Raw genomic sequence first — 20,727 nt, 5'->3', positions numbered from 1 at the left:
CCCCAATATGTCATGAGACATACTGGGGTTTTGTGCTTTTAGTGAAATTTATTTTTCAATTTCAGGAAGAATGGGCTTATTAATTATTTGGATATTATCTTTTAACGCTTTTTTTGCCGCCGCTTGTGCGTTGACTTCTTCGTTGAGGCCTTTATATGTGGAATAACACATAATTAGCATCATGATGGATAGTGGCACAGCCATGGCGACCAGTGCGGATTGTAAGCCTGATAAGCCACCCGTCATAATTAGCACAATCGCAATAGCAGCAATAACGACACCCCAAATGGTTTTAGTAACATGAGAAGGATTTGGGTTGCCATTTTCACTGACCATTCCCAGTACAAATACCGCTGAGTTAGCTGATGTGATAAAGAAAATCAGCACCAAAATAATCGCTAAGACACTAATAAATGTCGATGCAGGGAAATAGTCTAAAAACTTAAACAGTGCAGATGTGACGTCGGTTTTTACAGCATCTGCTAGTGCGGTTTGCCCTAAGTTTTGAATTAAATGAATGGCAGAACCGCCCATGACTGCAAACCAGGCAAAAGCACTTAATACAGGAATAAATACTGCGCCAATCATAAACTCTTTAATTGTTCTTCCTTTTGATATACGCGCCACAAAGCTACCCACTAATGGTGCCCATGCTATCCACCAGCCAAAGTAAAACAGTGTCCAGTTAGCAATCCAAGTGCCGTCATTATAGGGCTCAGTGCGAAATGACATACTGACAAAATTTTGGACGTAGTCACCAATACCTTGGAATAAAACTTTTAAGATAGTTTGGGTGGGGCCAGACAAAAATATAAATGCCATCAATCCTAGGGCAAGTATGATATTTAAGTTTGATAGGTGTTTTATCGCTCCTTGTAATCCAGAGATCGTTGAAGCAACATAAACAACGGTAATTATTGCGATCAAGCCAATTTGTACATAAATACTGATGGGTAATCCCCATAAGTAATTCATACCACTGTTAACTTGTAGTGTACCAAAGCCTAATGATGTGGCGATACCAATGACGACGGACAACATCACCAAGATATTGATCCATTTCCCGACAGAGCCGTAGATCCGATCCCCGATTAAGGGATAGAAAACCGAGCTGAGTGAGGATGGCAATTTTTTTCTAAATTGGAAATAGCCTAAAGCCACACCGACGAGAGCATAACACGCCCATGCGGAAACCCCCCAGTGCAGATAGACATATTGCATAGCTGCTTTGGCAGACTGTTCTGTTAAGCCTTGCCCAACGGGTGGGCTGATATAATAGGAAACTGGCTCTGCCACCCCCCAGAACATCAAGCTGATACCGATCGAGGCACTGAATAACATCGCAATCCAGGTGACCGTGCTGTATTCCGGTTTGTCATTGTCATCGCCGAGGCGTATGTGACCAAATTTGGAAAAACCGAGAAACATACTGAAGCTGAAAAAGATAAAAACGGAACCTAGAATGAACCAACCTAGGTTGTTATAGATAAAACTTAAGGCGGAATGTGAAAATGCTTCCAGTTTATCAGGAATAAATGCACCAAAACTGATTAACGCCAGACTAAAGGCTAGCGACACGTAAAATACGGATTTTTTGTGATTCATCATACCTCTTCTCCAGTTGCTCACTTATTTTTTCTTTTATGAGAGTTGGCTTGCAGGGAATACTCGTTTTGTTTTTTAGGGTACTTTTTTGTTAATTGCTACTTTTGGTTTACAGAGAATAGCCATGCAAAGATTGTGTAGTCAACAAGTAATTAACCAATTGTTAACAGTTTTAATAATTAAAAGTAAGTTAACTTATTGTTATATAGTGGTTAAATGCTTTTGGTTAAATTTTTATCAATATTTCGTTTGATCATTAATGCGATCTGCATTAACATTCCCAAAAAAGATGTTAACTATAAGTTTACATAAGTGAGGGCAATTATGAGCAATGCAGCTAAAGTCATTTCGATTAATGATCACCTTGATATCGATAACGCATGGACAATCCCTGCGCGTTATTACACGTCTAATGATGTTTTTGAGTATGAAAAAGAAAAAATATTCGCTAATTCATGGGTTTGTGTCGCACATGTTAGTGAGGTAAAAGAAAAAAATTCGTATATCACCCGTGAACTCATTGGTGAAAGCCTTGTGATTGTTCGTGGTCGCGATGATGTATTGCGCGGTTTCTATAATGTGTGTCCACACCGAGGGCATCAGTTGATCAGCGGTGAAAGCGGTAAAGTCAAAAATGTGATTACTTGCCCTTACCATGCGTGGGCATTCAAGCTAGATGGCCAATTAGCACATGCGACTAACTGTGAAAATGTGAATAATTTTGAAGCTGATGCAATGACATTAAGTAGCTTCCATGTTACTGAACATGCAGGGTTTATCTATGTAAATATGACCGTAGGCGAACCTCAGCCTATTGAAGAGCAACTTCCAGGTTTAGCTGAAAAAATGCAAGAAGCTTGTGCGGTAATTAGCGATTTAAAATTGGCCGCTCGGTTTGTTAGCCATACACCAGCTAATTGGAAAACCATTGTTGATAACTATATTGAGTGTTATCACTGCCCAACCAACCATGTGAGCTTTGCAAGTTCGGTGGATGTTAACGTATACGAACACCAATTATTGGATAATTGGACTGTTCAAATTGGTAAGGCAAAACCTTCTGAGTCCTCCTATCAATTTGATGAATCTGTTTTAGACCCGCGTTTCTTTGGTTTTTGGATTTGGCCAAGCACTATGTTCAATATGCCTCCAGGCGGCGATTTCATGACAGTCATTTATGAGTTTCCTGTGAGCGCAGGGGAAACTTTGCAGCACTATGATATTTATTTCCTCAATGAAGAGTTGACTGAATATCAGAAAAACTTAGTGGAATGGTATCGCACGGTGTTCCGCCCAGAAGATTTACGGTTAGTAGAAAGTGTACAAAAAGGGTTGAGATCGCGTGGCTATCGAGGCCAAGGGCGTATCATGGCTGACAGGCAGCGCAGTGGGATTAGTGAACATGGCGTTGCTCATTTCCATAAAATCATCGCTGGCGCGCACACTGAGTAATTACGTTAACCATAAAAATAAAAGGAGAAGTCACAAATGCATCATTTAACTCACCCTGCACTATTTCGTCAGTCATGTTACATCAATGGGCAATGGGTTGATTCAGACAATAAAATCCCTGTGACTAATCCTTTTGACCAATCTGTGCTGGGAACGATCCCCAGCCTGTCGGCCACACAAGTAAATGAGGCGATTGAATCTGCGTATTCTGCGATGGAAGGCTGGAGTAAGCTGACAGCGAAAGCGCGTTCTATCATTTTACGTCGCTGGTTTGAGCTGATTGAAGCCCATGTTGACGATCTCGGGCGTTTAATGACTCTCGAACAAGGTAAGCCACTGCATGAGGCAAAAGGTGAAATTCGTTATGCCGCGTCATTTATTGAATGGTTTGCGGAAGAGGGAAAACGTGTTTATGGGGAGACTATCCCTCAAACGGTGGGAAGTAACCGTCTTTCGACAATCAAGCAGCCGATCGGTGTTTGCAGTGCGATTACGCCATGGAATTTTCCCGCAGCGATGATCACTCGTAAAGCGGCTCCAGCACTGGCTGCGGGTTGCAGTATTGTTATCAAACCCGCGACAGAAACGCCTTTTACGGCACTAGCCTTAGCGCAGCTGGCTGATGAGGCGGGTATCCCCGCTGGGATATTTAACGTCATTACTGGGGACTCTCGCGTTCTAGGGGAACGCCTAACTAAACATGAGCTTATCAGTAAATTTTCGTTTACCGGTTCAACACAAGTTGGGCGAATATTGTCTGAGCAGTGCGCTTCAACGATTAAGAAAACCTCACTTGAACTGGGGGGGAACGCGCCTTTTATTGTCTTTGATGATGCGGATATTGATAAAGCGGTAAAGAGTGCGGTTCAAGCGAAATTTCGTAATGGTGGGCAAACTTGTGTTTGTGTGAACCGTTTTTATGTTCAAGATGCGATTTTCGATGAATTTCAGACCAAGTTCGTTACAGAAGTCGCCAAATTGCAAGTCGGTAATGGTCTTGAAGCCAGTACCGATATTGGGCCGATGATCACAACACGTGCTATCGATGGGATGAATGAGTTATTGCAAGATGCATTAGCGAAAGGCGCTCGCCAATTAACCTTAGGGAATGAAGTTACTGAGTATGGCAATTTCTTTAATCCCAAAGTCCTTGTTGATGTTGATGATTCAATGAAGATTGTTCATGAAGAAATATTTGGTCCCATTGCAACATTGATTCGTTTTAGTGATGAAAATGAAGTGATTACTCGCGCCAACAATACGATTTATGGCTTAGCGGCTTATTTCTTTTCTCGTGATGTTAGCCGTGTTTATCGTGTTGCTGAAAAGCTACAAAGTGGCATGGTCGGTATCAATACAGGCTTGATTTCTAATGAAGTTGCTCCTTTTGGAGGTGTGAAGCAATCAGGTCTAGGAAAAGAAGGCTCTCGATATGGTATTGAGGATTATTTAAGTACTAAGTATCTGTGTTTAGATATTGAATAATAAGAGAGGCACTGTGATGAACCAACAAAAAATTGCAGTCAATATTAGCCGAATTGAGCAAGTTAGCCCAAATATCAAGATGTTCGAATTTGTAGCGCAAGATGGTACTTTTGTGCCTTTTAGTGCAGGTAGCCACGTTACCGTTCACATGGATGGGCAGGCCGGTTTACAACGTGCTTATTCGTTAATCAGTGACCCACAGCAGTGTGGCAGTTATTGTATTTCTGTATTGCGTGATGAAAACTCGAAAGGCGGCTCTGCATTTATGCATGAGCAGCTATCGCCAGGGGACAGTTTGTACCTGTCACCAGCACAGAATTTTTTCTCGTTGGCACCGGATAACCAATGTAAGCATATTTTGATCGCTGGTGGAATTGGGATCACGCCTTTTCTCTCTTATCTCTATGAATTAGAAGAAAATGGAATGGATTTTGAGCTCCATTACTGTTTTCGTGATAGCGCAACAGCGGCATTTCTTGAACATTTGCAACAGCGTATTGGCTCGCGTTTATTTCTCTATGACGGCAGCCAAGGGCAACGAATGTCTGTTGAACAGTTGGTTCAAGCACAAGCGAGCAATAGCCATCTGTATGTATGTGGTCCCCAATCATTAATTAATGAGGTGATTGAAAAGGGTCATCAGCACCTTGGTGAATCACAGGTTCATTTTGAAAATTTTGGTGAAGTTGCCAGCGAAGGGGATTCATTTGAGGTCTATTTTCAACGTTCAGGTTTTAGTTTGGAAATCGGTAAAGATGAGTCCATTTTGCAGGTAATCGAAGCAGATAAGCGCATTAATGTGGAATGTTTATGCCGTAATGGGGTTTGTGGAACCTGCGAAACGGCAATACTTGAGGGAGAGGCTGATCATCGTGACCACTATCTCGATGATGATGAAAAAGCTGAGCAGAAAACGATGATGTTGTGTGTTTCTCGAGCTAAATCTAAACGGTTAGTCCTTGATTTATAATCAAAGTTGCCCCGCTTAGGCCACAAGTGGGGCAGAATACCTGTTTTAAATATCTTTTAATTCAAACATTAAAAAAGGCTGTTTTTCATCATTCAAGTGTTGATAAGCGGTAATTTGCTTGTCTTGAAATACGATTTGCCCCCGTCCAGTCCGAAATACTTCATCTAGCCATGGCTTATGATTAATCACTAACTGATACAATAAACGTTGTAGTTCAAGGTAATCTATTTCAGTCGATTGGTTGTGTAAGTTGCTGGCTAATATTTCACCTGCTTTATCGGTAAATACGACTAAATGATTGAAATGGGACAATAAAACATCAAAATAGCATTTGATTTTACGCAGGCGCAGTTCAGTATTTTTACGTTCTGTGTTGTCTAAGCTGATCCCAACCAGTTTTGTCACTTTGCCATTAGGGCCTTTGACGCCTGTGGCTCGGGATGTGATCCAGCGGTAATCGCCTTCCCAGTTAATTTTAAAATCCATTTCATGGGCACCCCCTTCACGGATAATTTTGGAATATCCATTAACCAACTTTTCCTTGGAGTCATGGCTCATTAAGGCCCAGAAATCTTCATTACTGGTGATTTTGATGCCATATACGGCTTCAACGTTGTCGGAGTAGTTCAATTCCCCCGTTAATAAGTCCCACTCCCATGTCACGATCTCTGCGGATTCTTGAAGATGGACTTCGTTGATATTGCGCATGACGCCTGAATTGCTAACAGTGATTTGGTTATTGGTATATTCACCGTATTTCAACCATATCTTGTCGACATCCAATAACGTGGCGAGCTTTTCAAGATTATCTTCATCAATCATGCCGCCTTTCGTCCACTTGTTAACTGCCGTTCGGGAAACGCCAAGGGCTTCAGCTGCCTTTAATTGACTCATTTTTTTCTGTTTTAGCAATTTCAACAAACGTTCTTTGAATGTCTCTGTTTCTGTCATCAATTCATGTTTACCTTATAACTTATGGGGTTAACTAAAAACCATGTGATAAGTGAGTAGCAAGGTATTGCTCTAGATTTTCGATAAAGACTCTAAGGTTAGCACTCGTTCGGAGACTTCTCGAATATACAGCATAAACATCCGCGGTTTGATGCCATTGCGGTAACACTCGCACTAATTGGCCAGACTGTAACTCAGGCTGCACACTCCATTGGGAGCGCAATAGGATCCCTTCACCACTTAAGCACCATTGCTTGGCGACTTCACCATTATTGACGGTTAATTTGCTATTGGGAGTGACTGTCATACTTTCTTGCTGATGTTCAAGCTTCCATACCGCGGGGGCTTGATTACGTTCTTTAATCGCAATACAAAAGTGCTTTTGTTCCAGTTCTTGTGGATATTTTGGGTAGCCGTGTGTTGCTAAGTAGCTTGGCGAAGCGCACAGGATACGTTGGTTTTGTGCAATCCGCCTAGCAATAAATTGCTCAGCTATCGTACCGCCAATACAGATATCAACATCAATGTTTTCACTAATAATATCGACAGACTTATCGGTTAAAGTGAGGTCAATGCCTAATAAAGGGTAATTTCCCCGCAATGTCAGTATAAACGGGTTAATGTAAGTACTGCCAAAGCCTGTGCTACAACTGATACGCAGTGAGCCGCGGATCTCTTCGCGACAGGCGTTGAGTTGCTGTTGCATCTGTTCCAATTCAGCTAGCATCATTTCACTGCTACGCAAAATAATTTGCCCTTCATGAGTCAGCTTAATTGAGCGAGCAGTTCTAAAAAATAAAGTTTGTCCTAAATTTTCTTCTAGCAACTTAATGCGTTTAGAAACATAAGCTGGGGATACCAACAGCTGTGAAGCGGCTTGAGAGAAACTCATCAAACGGGCAACCGTGACAAAAACGCGGATATCCTCTAACGAAGGAAGCTTGTTCATAGTTTGTAAACCTAAGGATTACACTTCATATCTATACTTTATCACAGCAACCCCTAAACTGGAGAACAAACAGACATAATTCAATTATCAGAGGTTTTCACAATGTCACAATTTAACATAGCGGTTATTCCTGGTGATGGTATTGGTACCGAAGTGATCCCTGAAGGGTTAAAAGTATTAGAAGCAGCGGCAAATAAGCACGGGATAAAATTGCAGTTTACCCATTTTGATTGGTCGTGCGAAACCTATCACCGTACGGGGCGTATGATGCCTGAAGATGGCTTAGAACAATTGAAAAAATTTGATGCGATTTTCTTAGGCGCAGTCGGGTTCCCAGGTGTTCCTGATCATATTTCATTATGGGGGCTGTTATTACCTATCCGCCGCGCTTTCAACCAATATGTTAACCTGCGTCCTGTCCGTCTGTTTGATGGCATTAAGTGTCCGTTAGCAGATAAAAAACCGGGAGATATTGATTTTTATGTGGTGCGTGAAAACGTTGAAGGGGAATACTCTGCGATTGGCGGTATTCAGTACGAAGGTACTGATGAAGAAATGGTGCTGCAACAAAGTATTTTTACCCGTAAGGGAACAGACCGTATTTTAAAATATGCTTTTGATTTGGCACAGTCGCGTGAGAAAAAACATTTAAGTTCAGCGACGAAATCCAACGGACTATTTCATTCAATGCCTTATTGGGATAGTCGCGTAGCCGAAATAGCGAAGCAATACCCAGATATCAAAGTTGACCAATTTCATATTGATATTTTTGCTGCAAACTTAGTGAGAATGCCAGAGTTCTACGATGTGATTGTTGGGTCAAACCTGTTTGGCGATATTTTGTCTGATTTAGGGCCTGCTTGTACAGGTACCATTGCGATTGCGCCGTCTGCCAATATTAACCCAGAAAAACAATTCCCATCGATGTTTGAGCCGGTTCATGGATCAGCTCCGGATATTGCAGGGCAAAATATTGCTAACCCGATTGGTACGATTTGGGCGGCAGCCATGATGATGCAGCACTTGGGATGCCCTGAGATGCATGATTCGATTATGTCTGCGGTAGAAACCGCGATTAAACAACGTCAACATTTGACTCGTGATATGGGCGGCGATGCCAGTACGCAGGCGTTGGGGGATGAAATAGCCCGTTTGGTCAGTGCTTAGTTGATGCATAAAGACGCTGTTTATTGAGCCAATTTCGTGAGCCATCGGGGGACTGTTTTGCCTGTTCCTCGATGCTTTGATTGTTAATACCCCCAAGATCTGCGAAAATAACCGCCAATTTTGATTAACAAGACGGATTTGCGACGCCAAGAGCCACATTGAGCCTCTTCGAATGCTTATACAAATCTGTATATAAACGAAAAGAACGGTTAAATGACAGATCAGAACTTTCTCCATGAAGTTAGCACACGCAGAACGTTTGCTATCATATCCCACCCCGATGCGGGTAAAACCACAATAACCGAAAAAGTGTTATTGTTTGGGCACGCTATTCAACGTGCAGGTACGGTAAAAGGCCGTGGCTCTAACCAACACGCTAAATCCGACTGGATGGAAATGGAAAAGCAGCGTGGTATTTCGATTACCACCTCTGTCATGCAGTTTCCTTATAATGATTGTCTTGTTAACTTACTGGATACCCCAGGTCACGAGGACTTCTCTGAAGATACTTACCGTACATTAACAGCGGTTGACTGCTGCTTAATGGTGATTGACTCAGGTAAAGGGGTTGAAGACCGGACACGTAAGCTGATGGAAGTTACCCGTTTACGTGACACTCCAATCTTAACTTTCATGAATAAATTGGATCGTGATATTCGTGACCCAATGGAATTAATGGATGAAGTGGAAAATGAGCTGAAAATTGCTTGTTGTCCAATCACATGGCCTATCGGTTGTGGTAAATTATTCAAGGGTGTTTATCATTTATTACGCGATGAAACAATCCTATACCAAACAGGTCAAGGGCATACAATTCAAGAAATCCGTATTATTAAAGGGCTAAATAACCCGGATCTCGATGCAGCCGTAGGTGATGAACTAGCCGCGCAGTTACGCGATGAGCTGGAATTGGTTCAAGGGGCATCCCATGAGTTTGACCATGATGCCTTCTTGCAGGGGGAATTAACCCCAGTCTTTTTCGGAACAGCGTTAGGTAACTTTGGTGTTGACCATATGTTAGATGGTTTAGTGGAGTGGGCTCCGCAGCCGCAACCACGCCAAACAGATTTACGCCAAGTTAATGCGACAGAAGAAAAATTCACTGGCTTCGTGTTTAAAATTCAAGCCAATATGGACCCGAAACACCGTGACCGTGTTGCATTTATGCGTATTGTTTCAGGTACTTATGAGAAAGGCATGAAACTACGCCAAGTCCGTATCAAAAAAGACGTAGTAATTTCCGATGCGTTAACTTTTATGGCGGGGGACCGCTCTCAGGTCGAAAACGCCTACGCAGGGGATATTATTGGGTTGCACAACCATGGCACGATCCAAATCGGTGATACCTTCACACAAGGTGAAGAACTCAAATTTACGGGTATTCCAAACTTTGCCCCTGAATTATTCCGTCGTATTCGTTTACGTGACCCGCTAAAACAAAAACAACTGCTAAAAGGCCTCGTTCAGTTATCTGAAGAGGGGGCGGTACAGGTTTTCCGTCCGTTAACTAACAATGACTTAATTGTTGGTGCGGTAGGGGTGCTGCAGTTTGACGTGGTGGTTTCGCGTTTGAAAAGCGAATATAACGTTGAAGCTATTTATGAAGCTGTTAACGTTTCTACTGCGCGTTGGGTTGAGTGCGATGATGCGAAGAAACTTGAAGAGTTTAAGCGCAAAAATGAGCAAAATTTAGCCCTTGATGGTGGCGATAACTTATCTTATATCGCACCTACAATGGTGAATCTTAACCTCACCAGTGAACGCTACCCTGACGTTAAATTCCGCAAAACACGCGAACACTAATTGTGTTTATGACCCACGACTAACATGGTTAGCAGTGGGTCATCTTATTTCGAACTTCATTTAAAGTTACTTTCCCTGTTTTTTGGTGCTTATCATCAAGAATATTCTGTGTTTATTACCTTTCTCTTTATTTTTTATGTTTTTTTACTTAGGCTATATTATTCGTTGTCCATTGCAGTGAAAGGAAGGTTTTTATGAAAAAAGCAAAACTATTGAGTTGGTTAGGAGTTATTGGGTTGAGCTGGGCACTCGCGGCTTGTAGCTCATCATCTGATAGTGCTTTGAAAAAACAAGCTTCAGATACGTGGGACAGTGCATCTAAGACAGTTGAAATGGCAGGTAAAGATACTGGAAATGCTATTTCGAGTGGCGCTAAAAATACCGGCGAGTACATTGATGACTCAGCGATTACTGCTGATGTAAAAGGGAAATTACTGGGTACGAAAGGTATATCGAGTAACAGCGTATCAGTTAAAACCGTTAATGGTGTTGTTTACTTATCAGGCTTTGTTAAATCAGCTGAGCAAATGGATAAAATTACCCAAGTTGCATCGCAAGTTAATGGGGTCAAATCGGTACAAAATGGTTTAGTGATTGCTAACTAAGTGGTAAATAAATGTCTCAATAGCTCATATTGCTGAGTATTTATTGTACAATGTTGATAGAATGGGCTTTCTAGGGGAAGCTCATTCTGTTTTTGAGCTATTTAAAGTGAATTAAAAAGAACTTCTGTCATCCAGAGGCATTATGGGAAAACACGTTTCAGTTACACTCGGCACGATTGAGCCGCTTGCATTCTTTGATAATATCAACTCGGGAAAAACGGCTCTGATTTGTGAAGGTGGCGGCCAACGAGGGATTTTTACTGCAGGTGTACTGGATGAGTTTCTTATCTCTGATTTCAACCCTTTTGATCTGATGATTGGTACTTCTGCAGGAGCTCAAAACCTTTCTGCGTATATTTGTGGGCAAGCGGGCTACGCACGTCGCGTGATCACACGCTATACAACCAATTCAGCATTTTTTAATCCCTTGCGGTTTATTCGAGGTGGCCATCTGATTGATTTAGATTGGCTAGTCGATACCACAGCAAAAGAATTTCCATTACGTATACAAGCAGGGCTCGATTTATTAGATTCAGGCCGTGAATTCTATATGGGGGCAAGTCGCAGTGATGATTTTTCTGCGGCCTTCTTACAGCCTGATGCCGACACTTGGTTGGATATCATTCGTGCGTCCAGCGCGATCCCGGGTTTTTATCGGGAAGGCGTCGAACTTGATGGCACTTTATATCAGGATGGCGGTATTAGTGCTGCGATCCCAGTTGAAGAGGCATATCGTCGTGGCGCAGAGACCATTGTTGTGATCCGTACCGTTCCCTCCCAAATGTATTTTACCCCTGAATGGGTGAAAAGAATGACTCGGTGGTTGGAAGGGGAAAATAATGGCCTACAACGTATGGCCGCTATGCTGAAAGTTCATCTGAAAAGTTACCGTAAAACGCAAGAATTTATTGAAAACCCACCAAAAGATGTACAGGTCTTTGAGATTTATCCACCTGTTCCACTGAAAAGCAGTGCGCTGGGTAGTAAGGTGTCTTCACTTAATCAAGATTACCATACGGGTCGCCGGTGTGGCCGCTATTTTATTGCAGCACTGGGTGATGCATTTGACCACAGTACAAATCGCTTTAGACATACCTTGGCACAGAAAATTGAGTCGAATCCATTAGATATTCAGCTTGAGCCTCAAGTACCGAGCGAGCTCATTCCTGAATTGGTGACTGAGCCTGTCTCTTCAGTGCCTCTGGCTGCAATATCAGCAAATGAGAGCCGTGATGGCTGAGCTTCAATTTATTGATACCCATTGCCATTTTGATTTTCCACCCTTTAGTGACTCTTTTACTGAAAGCTTGAAGCTTGCTCAGCAAAGTGGCGTGAGCGATATTGTCATTCCTACGGTGAGTGTGGATAATTTTGAGCGGGTTTGGCAACTGGCACAGCAGTACCCGCAGCTCCATGCTGCTATGGGTTTTCATCCATTATATTTAAGTCAGTTTCAAGAACAACATATTGATATATTGACTGATTATCTAACTGAAAAAAATAAAAAATGTGTAGCGATAGGCGAAATTGGGCTTGATCTCTATATGCAAAACCCGCAATTTGAACGCCAGCAAGAGGTGTTGTCCGCACAATTAAAGTTAGCGAAACAGTTTGATTTACCCGTTATTTTGCATTCACGAAAAAGCCATGACCCATTAGCAGCGATGTTACGTCGTTTTGAGGTCCCTGCTCGTGGTGTCGTACATGGCTTTGCTGGCAGCCTATCTCAAGCGCAAGCCTTTGTTAAACTTGGTTATTATATTGGTGTGGGTGGAACCATTACTTATGAAAGAGCGAATAAAACTCGCCATGTGATGTCCCAACTTCCTTTGGCTTCATTATTATTCGAAACGGACGCCCCCGATATGCCTGTTTCGGGTTTCCAAGGTGAGCCAAATCGGCCTGAACGTATTGAGTGGGTTTTTCGTTCATTATGTGAGCTTCGCCACGAATCCCCTGAAGAAATAGCCCAACAACTTTACAACAATAGCTTGTCGTTATTTAATCTCACCAAATAAAACCGCATACAAATTCATAAGTAATGTTTATGTAATTTCACTAGTTAGCTATTTAAATCTATTTAGTCTTTATTGTGATGAATTAGGACTTTAGTTCCTTTCCAGACTAAACCGAGTCTATTTTGTGATTTTTGTCACATTATGTGAATTTTTGTTGTTTATTGCAGTGTGTATTTGTGATGAGTATTGCGGGTTATTGGTGATGACTAGGTATAATCATCAGATTAAGAATCAAGGCGACTTACACGTTTCCTTATATATCAACCTAAAATAAAGTGAACAGGGATCCTTCCATGCAGCTCATTATGAGTATTATCGGAATGGCGGTACTTATCGCGATAGCTATTCTATTTTCCAGCAATCGCCGAGCAATTAAACTCCGCACAGTCGGTGGTGCATTTTTAATTCAATTAGCCATTGGCGCATTTGTTCTTTATGTTCCTGCGGGGCGTAGTGTGCTTCAAGGGATGTCTGATGCGGTTTCTAAAGTTATTGGATATGGCCAAGATGGGATGAGTTTCATCTTCGGTGGCCTTGTTTCCGATAAAATGTTTGAACTGTTTGGCGGCGGTGGCTTTATTTTCGCTTTCCGTGTTTTGCCAATTATCGTTTTCTTCTCTTCATTAATTGCTGTGCTTTATTATTTGGGCATCATGCAGTTAGTGATTAAAATTCTTGGTGGTGGCCTGCAAAAAGTACTGGGAACCTCAAGAACCGAATCCTTATCTGCGACAGCGAATATCTTCGTAGGGCAAACGGAAGCGCCATTGGTTGTTCGCCCTTATATTGCAACAATGACCACATCAGAGCTGTTTGCCATCATGTGTGGTGGTTTAGCTTCTGTCGCGGGTTCAGTTTTGGCGGGCTATGCACAAATGGGTGTGCCTATGGAATACCTGATCGCCGCCTCCTTTATGGCCGCTCCAGGTGGTTTATTATTCGCTAAACTGATGGTTCCAGAAACGGAAGATGTGAACGATCGGGTTGATGCAACCGATTTAGTTGCTGAAGATGAGCGCCCAGCCAATATCATTGATGCAGCAGCATCTGGTGCATCATCAGGGATGCAACTGGCACTGAACGTGGGTGCAATGTTATTAGCTTTTATCGCATTGATTGCGTTGATTAATGGCATCTTAGGTGGCATTGGTGGTTGGTTTGATTATCCACAATTATCACTTGAATTATTATTAGGTTGGTTATTTGCACCGATTGCCTTCTTAATTGGTGTACCGTGGAGTGAAGCGACAGTTGCGGGTTCTTTTATCGGTCAAAAAATTGTCGTGAATGAATTTGTTGCCTTTATGAACTTTGGTGATTATATGAAGGCAGATGCAGAAGTGCTGGCAGCGGGTAAACAAGTGCTTTCTGACCATACTAAGGCGATTATTTCGTTCGCATTATGTGGGTTTGCGAACCTTTCATCCGTTGCTATCTTACTCGGTGGTTTAGGGGGCATGGCGCCAAATCGTCGTAGTGAGGTTGCTCGTTTAGGTATGAAAGCGGTTATGGCGGGTACCCTGTCTAATTTAATGAGTGCAACCATCGCAGGCTTTTTCTTGACGTTAGGCGCAGCGGCAGTCATTTAATTTATGTATCTGGTGGTAAGATTTATACCATCTCAAATAAGTCAATCGGAAGGGCAATAGTCCTTCCGTTTTCATTTTGATTCGCTATATTCTTTTATGACTTTTTATATCAATCATAAATTTTCAACTATTCTTAATTTAGTCAATTAATGATGAAGAATACATTGAAAAGCCATTTGAGCGAAAAACTGATGGTGAGAGATGATATAATTAGATATTCATCACATTTTTTATTTTAATAATGTAACATTCAGTCGATTAATGTGATTTGTAGCACATAAAAAGGCATCATTCCATGGTCAAATAGGCATTAGTAAGCTGCTATGGAACTGCTAGTTCTCAGAGTCTAGGACTCTAGGGCATGATGCGGTGAGAAGGATCTCAGCTGCTCAGTTCGGAAAGCATCCGACTAGCATCTTTAAGGAACCAAGCCCGCTCGCCAACAAAGAACGTGTCGTTCTGAAGAATTAACAACGTTGGAGAGTTATATGACTGATTTAAAAGCGGCCGCACAACGCGCGCTGTCCCTTATGGATTTAACCACTTTAAATGATGACGATACCGATGCAAAAGTCATCGCACTGTGTCATCAGGCGAAAAGCCCAGCAGGCAATACGGCAGCAATCTGTATTTACCCTCGTTTCATTCCAATTGCACGTAAAACATTACGTGAACAAGGCACTCCAGATGTGCGTATTGCAACGGTCACAAATTTCCCACACGGTAACGATGATATTGATATCGCATTAGCTGAAACTAAAGCGGCGATTGCTTACGGTGCAGATGAAGTTGACGTTGTTTTCCCTTATCGCGCACTGATTGCCGGTAATGAACAAATTGGTTTTGACTTAGTGAAAGCCTGTAAAGACGCTTGTGCAGCTGCCAATGTGTTGTTGAAAGTGATCATTGAAACAGGTGAATTAAAAGATGCAGCGTTAATCCGTAAAGCGTCTGAAATTTCGATTAAAGCGGGTGCTGATTTTATTAAAACCTCTACGGGTAAAGTGCCTGTTAATGCAACTTTAGAAAGTGCAGAAATCATGATGCAAGTCATCCATGATATGGGCGTTGAAAAAACAGTAGGCTTTAAGCCAGCTGGTGGTGTACGTACCGCAGAAGAAGCCGCTGAATACTTAGCGTTAGCGGGACGAATTTTAGGTGACAATTGGGCTGATAGCCGCCACTTCCGTTTTGGGGCTTCTAGCTTATTAGCAAATTTATTAAATACGCTGGGTTTTGACGTTAAAAAATCAAGCAGCAGCTATTAATTATCGCAATATTGTTAGCCGATAAATTCGACTTTAAAGGAGCATATTGTGTTTCTGGCACAAGAAATTATCCGTAAAAAACGCGATGGTAAGCCATTAAGTGAAGAAGAAATTCGTTTCTTTATCAATGGAGTTCGTGATAACTCAGTTTCAGAAGGTCAAATTGCTGCATTGGCAATGACTATCTATTTTAATGATATGACCATGCCTGAGCGTGTTGCATTGACATTAGCAATGCGTGATTCAGGTACGGTTCTGAACTGGAAATCACTCAACCTCAATGGTCCATTAGTTGATAAACACTCAACGGGCGGCGTGGGTGATGTGACTTCACTGATGCTTGGTCCAATGGTTGCAGCTTGTGGTGGTTATGTACCGATGATCTCAGGCCGTGGTCTAGGCCACACCGGTGGGACATTAGATAAGCTTGAAGCGATCCCTAATTTCGATATCTTCCCAGATGATGTCCGTTTCCGTGACATTATCAAAGATGTCGGGGTGGCAATTATTGGGCAAACTAACTCATTGGCGCCTGCTGATAAACGTTTTTATGCGACCCGTGATATTACCGCGACAGTGGACTCAATTCCGCTAATTACGGCTTCAATTTTAGGTAAAAAACTGGCTGAAGGCCTTGATGCTCTGGTGATGGACGTTAAAGTCGGCTCTGGTGCATTTATGCCAACGTATGAGAAGTCAGAACAGCTAGCAGAGTCTATTGTTAAAGTAGCCAATGGGGCGGGTTGTAAAACGACCGCATTATTGACTGACATGAATGAAGTGTTGGCATCCAGTGCAGGTAACGCAGTTGAAGTACGTGAAGCGGTTCAATTCTTAACGGGTGAATACCGTAATCCACGCCTTTATGAAGTTACCATGGCATTATGCGTAGAAATGTTAGTGTCTGGTTCATTAGCTGCAAACCGCGAAGAAGCGCGCCAAAAATTACAAGCAGTATTAGATAATGGTAAAGCGGCAGAAGTGTTTGGTCGCATGGTTGCCGCTCAAAAAGGGCCTGTTGATTTTGTTGAAAACTACAACAAATATCTGCCAACAGCCGTGCTGAGCAAAGCCGTTTATGCACCTCAAGACGGTATTATCACGCAAATGGATACACGTGCACTGGGTATGTCTGTCGTGACTTTAGGTGGTGGTCGTCGTAAAGCGACAGACCCAATTGATTATAGCGTTGGTTTGAGTGATATCGCTGCGTTAGGTGCCAAAGTGGATACCCAGACGCCACTGGCAATTATCCATGCAAATAGTGAAAAAGCGTGGGAAGAAGCGGCGAAGGAAGTGCGCGAAGCGATGGTGATTGGCGACAAGGCACCTGAAGCGACACCTATGGTTTATCGCCAAATCAGCGAATAATACAAATAGATTTTAGTGGTATATCGTATTTAAAAATACCGCAGGAGAAAAATATGAAACGCACATTTATTATGGTTTTGGATTCCTTTGGGATCGGAGCTGCACACGATGCACATAAATTTGGTGATGAAGGCTCAAATACGTTGGGTCACATTGCAGATGCTTGCGCACGCGGCGAAGCGGATATTGGCCGTAAAGGGCCTCTGCATTTACCGAATTTAACAAAATTAGGTTTAGGTAAAGCAGGAGAGGAATCAAGCGGTTCATTCCCTGCGGGCCTTGATCCTAAAGCAGAAATTATTGGCGCATATGGTTATGCGAGCGAAATTTCTTCGGGTAAAGATACGCCATCAGGCCACTGGGAAATTGCGGGTGTCCCTGTGCTATTCGACTGGGGTTATTTCTCTGATGAAGAAAACAGCTTCCCACAAGAACTGTTGGACACTTTAGTTGAGAAAGCTAACTTACCGGGCTATTTAGGTAACTGCCATTCATCAGGTACAGTTATCCTTGATCAACTGGGTGAAGAGCATATGAAAACAGGGAAACCTATTTTCTATACCTCTGCTGACTCAGTATTCCAAATTGCGTGTCACGAAGAAACTTACGGCTTAGATAAACTGTATGAGCTGTGTGAAATTGCGCGTGAAGAGTTAACCAAAGGTGGTTATAACATTGGCCGTGTTATCGCGCGTCCATTTGTTGGTGACAAGGCTGGTAACTTCACACGTACAGGTAACCGCCATGACTTAGCGGTAGAGCCACCAGCACCAACCGTATTGAAAAAATTAGTTGATGAAAAACAAGGTGAAGTCGTCTCTATCGGTAAAATTGCGGATATTTACGCTCACGTAGGTATTACTAAGAAAATCAAAGCCACAGGCATTGATGCGCTGTTCGATGCCACCGTTGAAGAAATGAAACTGGCGGGTGACAACACTATCGTTTTCACTAACTTTGTGGATTTTGACTCTGCATATGGCCACCGCCGTGATGTGGCCGGTTATGCCGCAGCATTAGAATTATTCGACCGCCGTTTACCTGAGCTGATGAAATTAGTTAAAGAAGACGACATTCTAATTTTAACGGCTGACCACGGTTGTGACCCAACTTGGCCAGGTACTGACCATACCCGTGAGTACATTCCTGTGTTGGTTTATGGCCCGAAAGTGAAACCAGGTTCATTAGGTCATCGCGAAACTTTCGCAGACATTGGGCAGACAGTGGCTAAGTACTTTGATTTGTCGCCGATGGATTATGGTAAACCAATGCTCTAACACCCATTACCCGTCATACTTTGAGCTGTAGCGGTGTTGGCTGCACAAAATCACCCTAATCACATACTGATGTATGCTCATAGGGATGATTTTCTTTGCCGCCTAGCTACAACTCAAATTATTTAGGGTAATGGCGGGAAGTTAAAGGTAATGGGCAAGGCTTTGCCGTCATACTTTTTTAATAATAAGGTGGGAAACCACCTTATTAACTTAAAAATATTTAATCATTTAAAGGGAAATAATCATGGCAACTCCACATATTAATGCAGAAATGGGTGATTTCGCTGATGTCGTTCTGATGCCAGGCGACCCATTACGTGCAAAATACATCGCTGAAACTTTCCTTCAGGATGTTCGCCAAGTCAATAATGTGCGTGGCATGTTAGGTTTTACAGGGACTTATAAAGGTCGTAAAATTTCTGTAATGGGTCACGGCATGGGGATCCCTTCGTGCTCTATTTACGCGAAAGAGCTGATCACTGACTTCGGTGTAAAAGTGATTATTCGTGTGGGTTCATGTGGCGCAGTTATGGATGACGTGAAATTGCGTGATGTTGTGATTGGTATGGGCGCTTGTACTGATTCACGTGTTAACCGTCAACGCTTTAAAGAAAATGATTTTGCAGCGATTGCAGACTATGACTTAGTCCATAATGCGGTTGAAGCGGCAAAAGCGAGAAACGTGAATGTCCGTGTGGGTAACCTGTTCTCAGCAGACCTATTCTACTCACCAGACCCTGATATGTTCAAAGTGATGGAAAAATACGGCATTCTGGGCGTTGAAATGGAAGCTGCGGGTATCTATGGTGTTGCGGCTGAGTTTGGTGCGCGTGCATTAACGATTTGTACCGTTTCTGACCATATCAAAACTGGCGAACAAACTACGTCAGAAGAACGTCAAACCACGTTCAATGAGATGATTGAGATTGCACTGGATTCAGTGTTGTTAGGCGATAAATAATCGTTAGATGTTTTCATTATGCTATAAATGCCACCGATTGAGTGGCATTTTTTGTGAAATAAAAACTCTAAATCCCCGAAATGATCATGTCAACAGCCGAAATAATTTTTGCATGAACATTCGGGATGATACAGACGAGGTCACGTGGCTTAAGTTTATTAATGGAAATAGTGGTTATGGATTTAGTGATAATTACATGGTGAATACCATTAATATAAACCACAGGGGGTTAGAGCCTTAACTTGTGAATTGTTATGCGATAATGGCGATATAGGCATGATAACACGTGAGTGATAGTCACTCAGTAGGTCATTTTGGATATCAATAAGATAAGGATATTGGTCTTTCGACCTGATTGATTTATTACGATAAACAGCATATTGAGGCATTAAATCACCCCATACTCATGATCATCAGTAAATAGCCCTGCTTGTTGTTCAAATTCATTAAAGTTATCAATGTTTGTTCTATTTTTTTCTTTCCATTTGGCGTCAGAGCTTTGTTTGATAGCAAGGGGGAAATCTTGTTGTAGGTTTGCCTTATTTTGCGTCTCAGTGAAATTATTTTGCGTTTTCATGGGCTACCTTAGATTAAGTGGATAAGATGGAGATTACTTTAAGGTAGCACCACTATGCTGGCAACTACCATGGTCTTTTTAAGACTAACTTTTTATCCGACTCATCATCACTGCATCAACATATTGTCCATCACGAAATGCATAATCTCTCATACGGCCTTCTAGTTCAAAGCCAAACTTTTCATACAGCCCAACGCCACTGCCATTTGCTGCAAACACTTCTAGTTCTATGCGATGTACATTCAACCAGTTATCGCAGTAATCCACCATCACTTGCATCAGTTGTGAGCCAATGCCTTTGCCTTGGTGGGCTTCACTAACGGTAATGCCGAAGGTGGCGACATGGCGACGACGCACTTGGCTTGGTTGGCTAATTACAAGCAAACCGACAACTTCCTCACCAATGGTGGCAACAAACTGGGTGACGAGAGGATCATTTTCCCCGAGGCGAGCTTCCCATGTTTTTTCTGTTGGGTAAGGCAGTTGTAAGGTGTTGGCATACGCAGAATAGTCAGCGTGCATTTTAGTGATGGCTGGTACATCGTCCAGCGTTGCTCTGCGGATGGTTACGTTGTTCATTACTTTTCTCATCATTGTCGTTTCTAGAATATATTAATCACATCAAAAACATATTATGTCAATGAGATATAAGAGTTATCACATAAAAACGATGGAATAA

Annotated in this window: 19 protein-coding genes; 13 read left to right on the top strand and 6 right to left on the bottom strand. The window is 42.3% G+C overall.

Going from position 1 to position 20,727, the window contains the following annotated elements; all coding sequences use genetic code 11:
• Nucleotides 1-48 precede the first annotated feature (48 nt).
• The gene (locus PSF67_RS18965; RefSeq protein WP_272677469.1) at nt 49-1,608 is read right to left on the bottom strand and encodes a BCCT family transporter; all 1,560 of its coding nucleotides are present in this window, start codon (nt 1,606-1,608) and stop codon (nt 49-51) included.
• A gap of 321 nt (nt 1,609-1,929) precedes the next feature.
• Between PSF67_RS18965 and PSF67_RS18960 the strand changes: the two genes are divergently transcribed.
• The 3 genes from PSF67_RS18960 to PSF67_RS18950 are packed head-to-tail and all read left to right on the top strand — an operon-like array spanning nt 1,930 to nt 5,512.
• Entirely contained in the window at nt 1,930-3,057 is a 1,128-nt protein-coding gene (locus PSF67_RS18960; RefSeq protein WP_102140295.1) for an aromatic ring-hydroxylating oxygenase subunit alpha, read from the top strand.
• Nucleotides 3,058-3,093: 36 nt separating this feature from the next.
• Entirely contained in the window at nt 3,094-4,542 is a 1,449-nt protein-coding gene (locus PSF67_RS18955; protein ID WP_102140294.1) for an NAD-dependent succinate-semialdehyde dehydrogenase, read from the top strand.
• Nucleotides 4,543-4,558: 16 nt separating this feature from the next.
• Nucleotides 4,559-5,512: a PDR/VanB family oxidoreductase gene (locus tag PSF67_RS18950; protein ID WP_166266560.1), complete on the top strand. Its 954-nt coding sequence runs from the start codon at nt 4,559-4,561 to the stop codon at nt 5,510-5,512.
• A 45-nt stretch (nt 5,513-5,557) separates the two neighbouring features.
• On the opposite strand, the gene PSF67_RS18945 is transcribed toward PSF67_RS18950, so the two are convergent.
• Both PSF67_RS18945 and PSF67_RS18940 read right to left on the bottom strand, forming a co-directional pair.
• Nucleotides 5,558-6,463, bottom strand: coding sequence for a helix-turn-helix domain-containing protein (locus PSF67_RS18945; protein WP_272677468.1), 906 nt, complete (start codon nt 6,461-6,463; stop codon nt 5,558-5,560).
• Nucleotides 6,464-6,497: 34 nt separating this feature from the next.
• Nucleotides 6,498-7,412 (bottom strand): LysR substrate-binding domain-containing protein, encoded by a 915-nt coding sequence (locus tag PSF67_RS18940; protein WP_166266562.1) that lies wholly within the window; start codon nt 7,410-7,412, stop codon nt 6,498-6,500.
• 102 nt (nt 7,413-7,514) lie between these two features.
• On the opposite strand from PSF67_RS18940, the gene PSF67_RS18935 reads away from it, so the two are divergent.
• The 10 genes from PSF67_RS18935 to deoD all read left to right on the top strand — a co-directional run bounded on the left by PSF67_RS18935 (nt 7,515) and on the right by deoD (nt 19,471).
• A complete protein-coding gene (locus PSF67_RS18935) occupies nt 7,515-8,579 on the top strand; it encodes a tartrate dehydrogenase (protein ID WP_102140290.1) in 1,065 nt (354 codons plus the stop codon).
• 213 nt (nt 8,580-8,792) lie between these two features.
• Nucleotides 8,793-10,382: a peptide chain release factor 3 gene (gene prfC, locus PSF67_RS18930; RefSeq protein WP_166266566.1), complete on the top strand. Its 1,590-nt coding sequence runs from the start codon at nt 8,793-8,795 to the stop codon at nt 10,380-10,382.
• 194 nt (nt 10,383-10,576) lie between these two features.
• Nucleotides 10,577-10,987, top strand: a complete 411-nt coding sequence (locus tag PSF67_RS18925; protein WP_166266568.1) for a BON domain-containing protein — start codon at nt 10,577-10,579, stop codon at nt 10,985-10,987.
• A gap of 142 nt (nt 10,988-11,129) precedes the next feature.
• Nucleotides 11,130-12,227: a patatin-like phospholipase family protein gene (locus tag PSF67_RS18920; RefSeq protein WP_102138935.1), complete on the top strand. Its 1,098-nt coding sequence runs from the start codon at nt 11,130-11,132 to the stop codon at nt 12,225-12,227.
• Nucleotides 12,220-13,005 carry a TatD family hydrolase gene (locus PSF67_RS18915; RefSeq protein ID WP_232368229.1) on the top strand — a complete coding sequence of 262 codons (786 nt, stop codon included), beginning with the start codon at nt 12,220-12,222 and terminating at the stop codon, nt 13,003-13,005. The genes PSF67_RS18920 and PSF67_RS18915 overlap by 8 nt, the downstream gene beginning before the upstream one ends.
• A gap of 305 nt (nt 13,006-13,310) precedes the next feature.
• Nucleotides 13,311-14,594 carry a NupC/NupG family nucleoside CNT transporter gene (locus PSF67_RS18910; RefSeq protein ID WP_181490142.1) on the top strand — a complete coding sequence of 428 codons (1,284 nt, stop codon included), beginning with the start codon at nt 13,311-13,313 and terminating at the stop codon, nt 14,592-14,594.
• A gap of 488 nt (nt 14,595-15,082) precedes the next feature.
• On the top strand, nt 15,083-15,862 hold the full coding sequence (gene deoC / locus PSF67_RS18905) for a deoxyribose-phosphate aldolase (RefSeq protein WP_102138938.1): 780 nt from the start codon (nt 15,083-15,085) through the stop codon (nt 15,860-15,862).
• A gap of 48 nt (nt 15,863-15,910) precedes the next feature.
• Nucleotides 15,911-17,233: a thymidine phosphorylase gene (gene deoA / locus PSF67_RS18900; protein ID WP_102138939.1), complete on the top strand. Its 1,323-nt coding sequence runs from the start codon at nt 15,911-15,913 to the stop codon at nt 17,231-17,233.
• 53 nt (nt 17,234-17,286) lie between these two features.
• Complete coding sequence (deoB, locus tag PSF67_RS18895; protein ID WP_272677467.1) at nt 17,287-18,510, top strand: phosphopentomutase; 1,224 nt, start codon at nt 17,287-17,289, stop codon at nt 18,508-18,510.
• 244 nt (nt 18,511-18,754) lie between these two features.
• The gene (deoD, locus tag PSF67_RS18890) at nt 18,755-19,471 is read left to right on the top strand and encodes a purine-nucleoside phosphorylase (protein ID WP_004914779.1); all 717 of its coding nucleotides are present in this window, start codon (nt 18,755-18,757) and stop codon (nt 19,469-19,471) included.
• Nucleotides 19,472-19,680: 209 nt separating this feature from the next.
• Here the strand turns inward: deoD and PSF67_RS22115 are convergent, their stop codons facing one another.
• The 3 genes from PSF67_RS22115 to PSF67_RS18880 all read right to left on the bottom strand — a co-directional run bounded on the left by PSF67_RS22115 (nt 19,681) and on the right by PSF67_RS18880 (nt 20,627).
• The gene (locus PSF67_RS22115) at nt 19,681-19,860 is read right to left on the bottom strand and encodes a CcdB family protein (protein ID WP_369128068.1); all 180 of its coding nucleotides are present in this window, start codon (nt 19,858-19,860) and stop codon (nt 19,681-19,683) included.
• On the bottom strand, nt 19,860-20,048 hold the full coding sequence (locus PSF67_RS18885) for a type II toxin-antitoxin system CcdA family antitoxin (protein ID WP_102138942.1): 189 nt from the start codon (nt 20,046-20,048) through the stop codon (nt 19,860-19,862). The genes PSF67_RS22115 and PSF67_RS18885 overlap by 1 nt, the downstream gene beginning before the upstream one ends.
• Nucleotides 20,049-20,132: 84 nt before the next feature.
• The gene (locus tag PSF67_RS18880; RefSeq protein ID WP_272677486.1) at nt 20,133-20,627 is read right to left on the bottom strand and encodes a GNAT family N-acetyltransferase; all 495 of its coding nucleotides are present in this window, start codon (nt 20,625-20,627) and stop codon (nt 20,133-20,135) included.
• Nucleotides 20,628-20,727 lie beyond the last annotated feature (100 nt).

The sequence above is a fragment of the Providencia sp. PROV076 genome (genome assembly GCF_028483405.1).
Classification (GTDB): Bacteria; Pseudomonadota; Gammaproteobacteria; order Enterobacterales; family Enterobacteriaceae; genus Providencia; species Providencia huaxiensis.
Note: the sequence above shows the minus strand (reverse complement) of the source record. Positions and strands in the feature narration are given on the sequence as shown.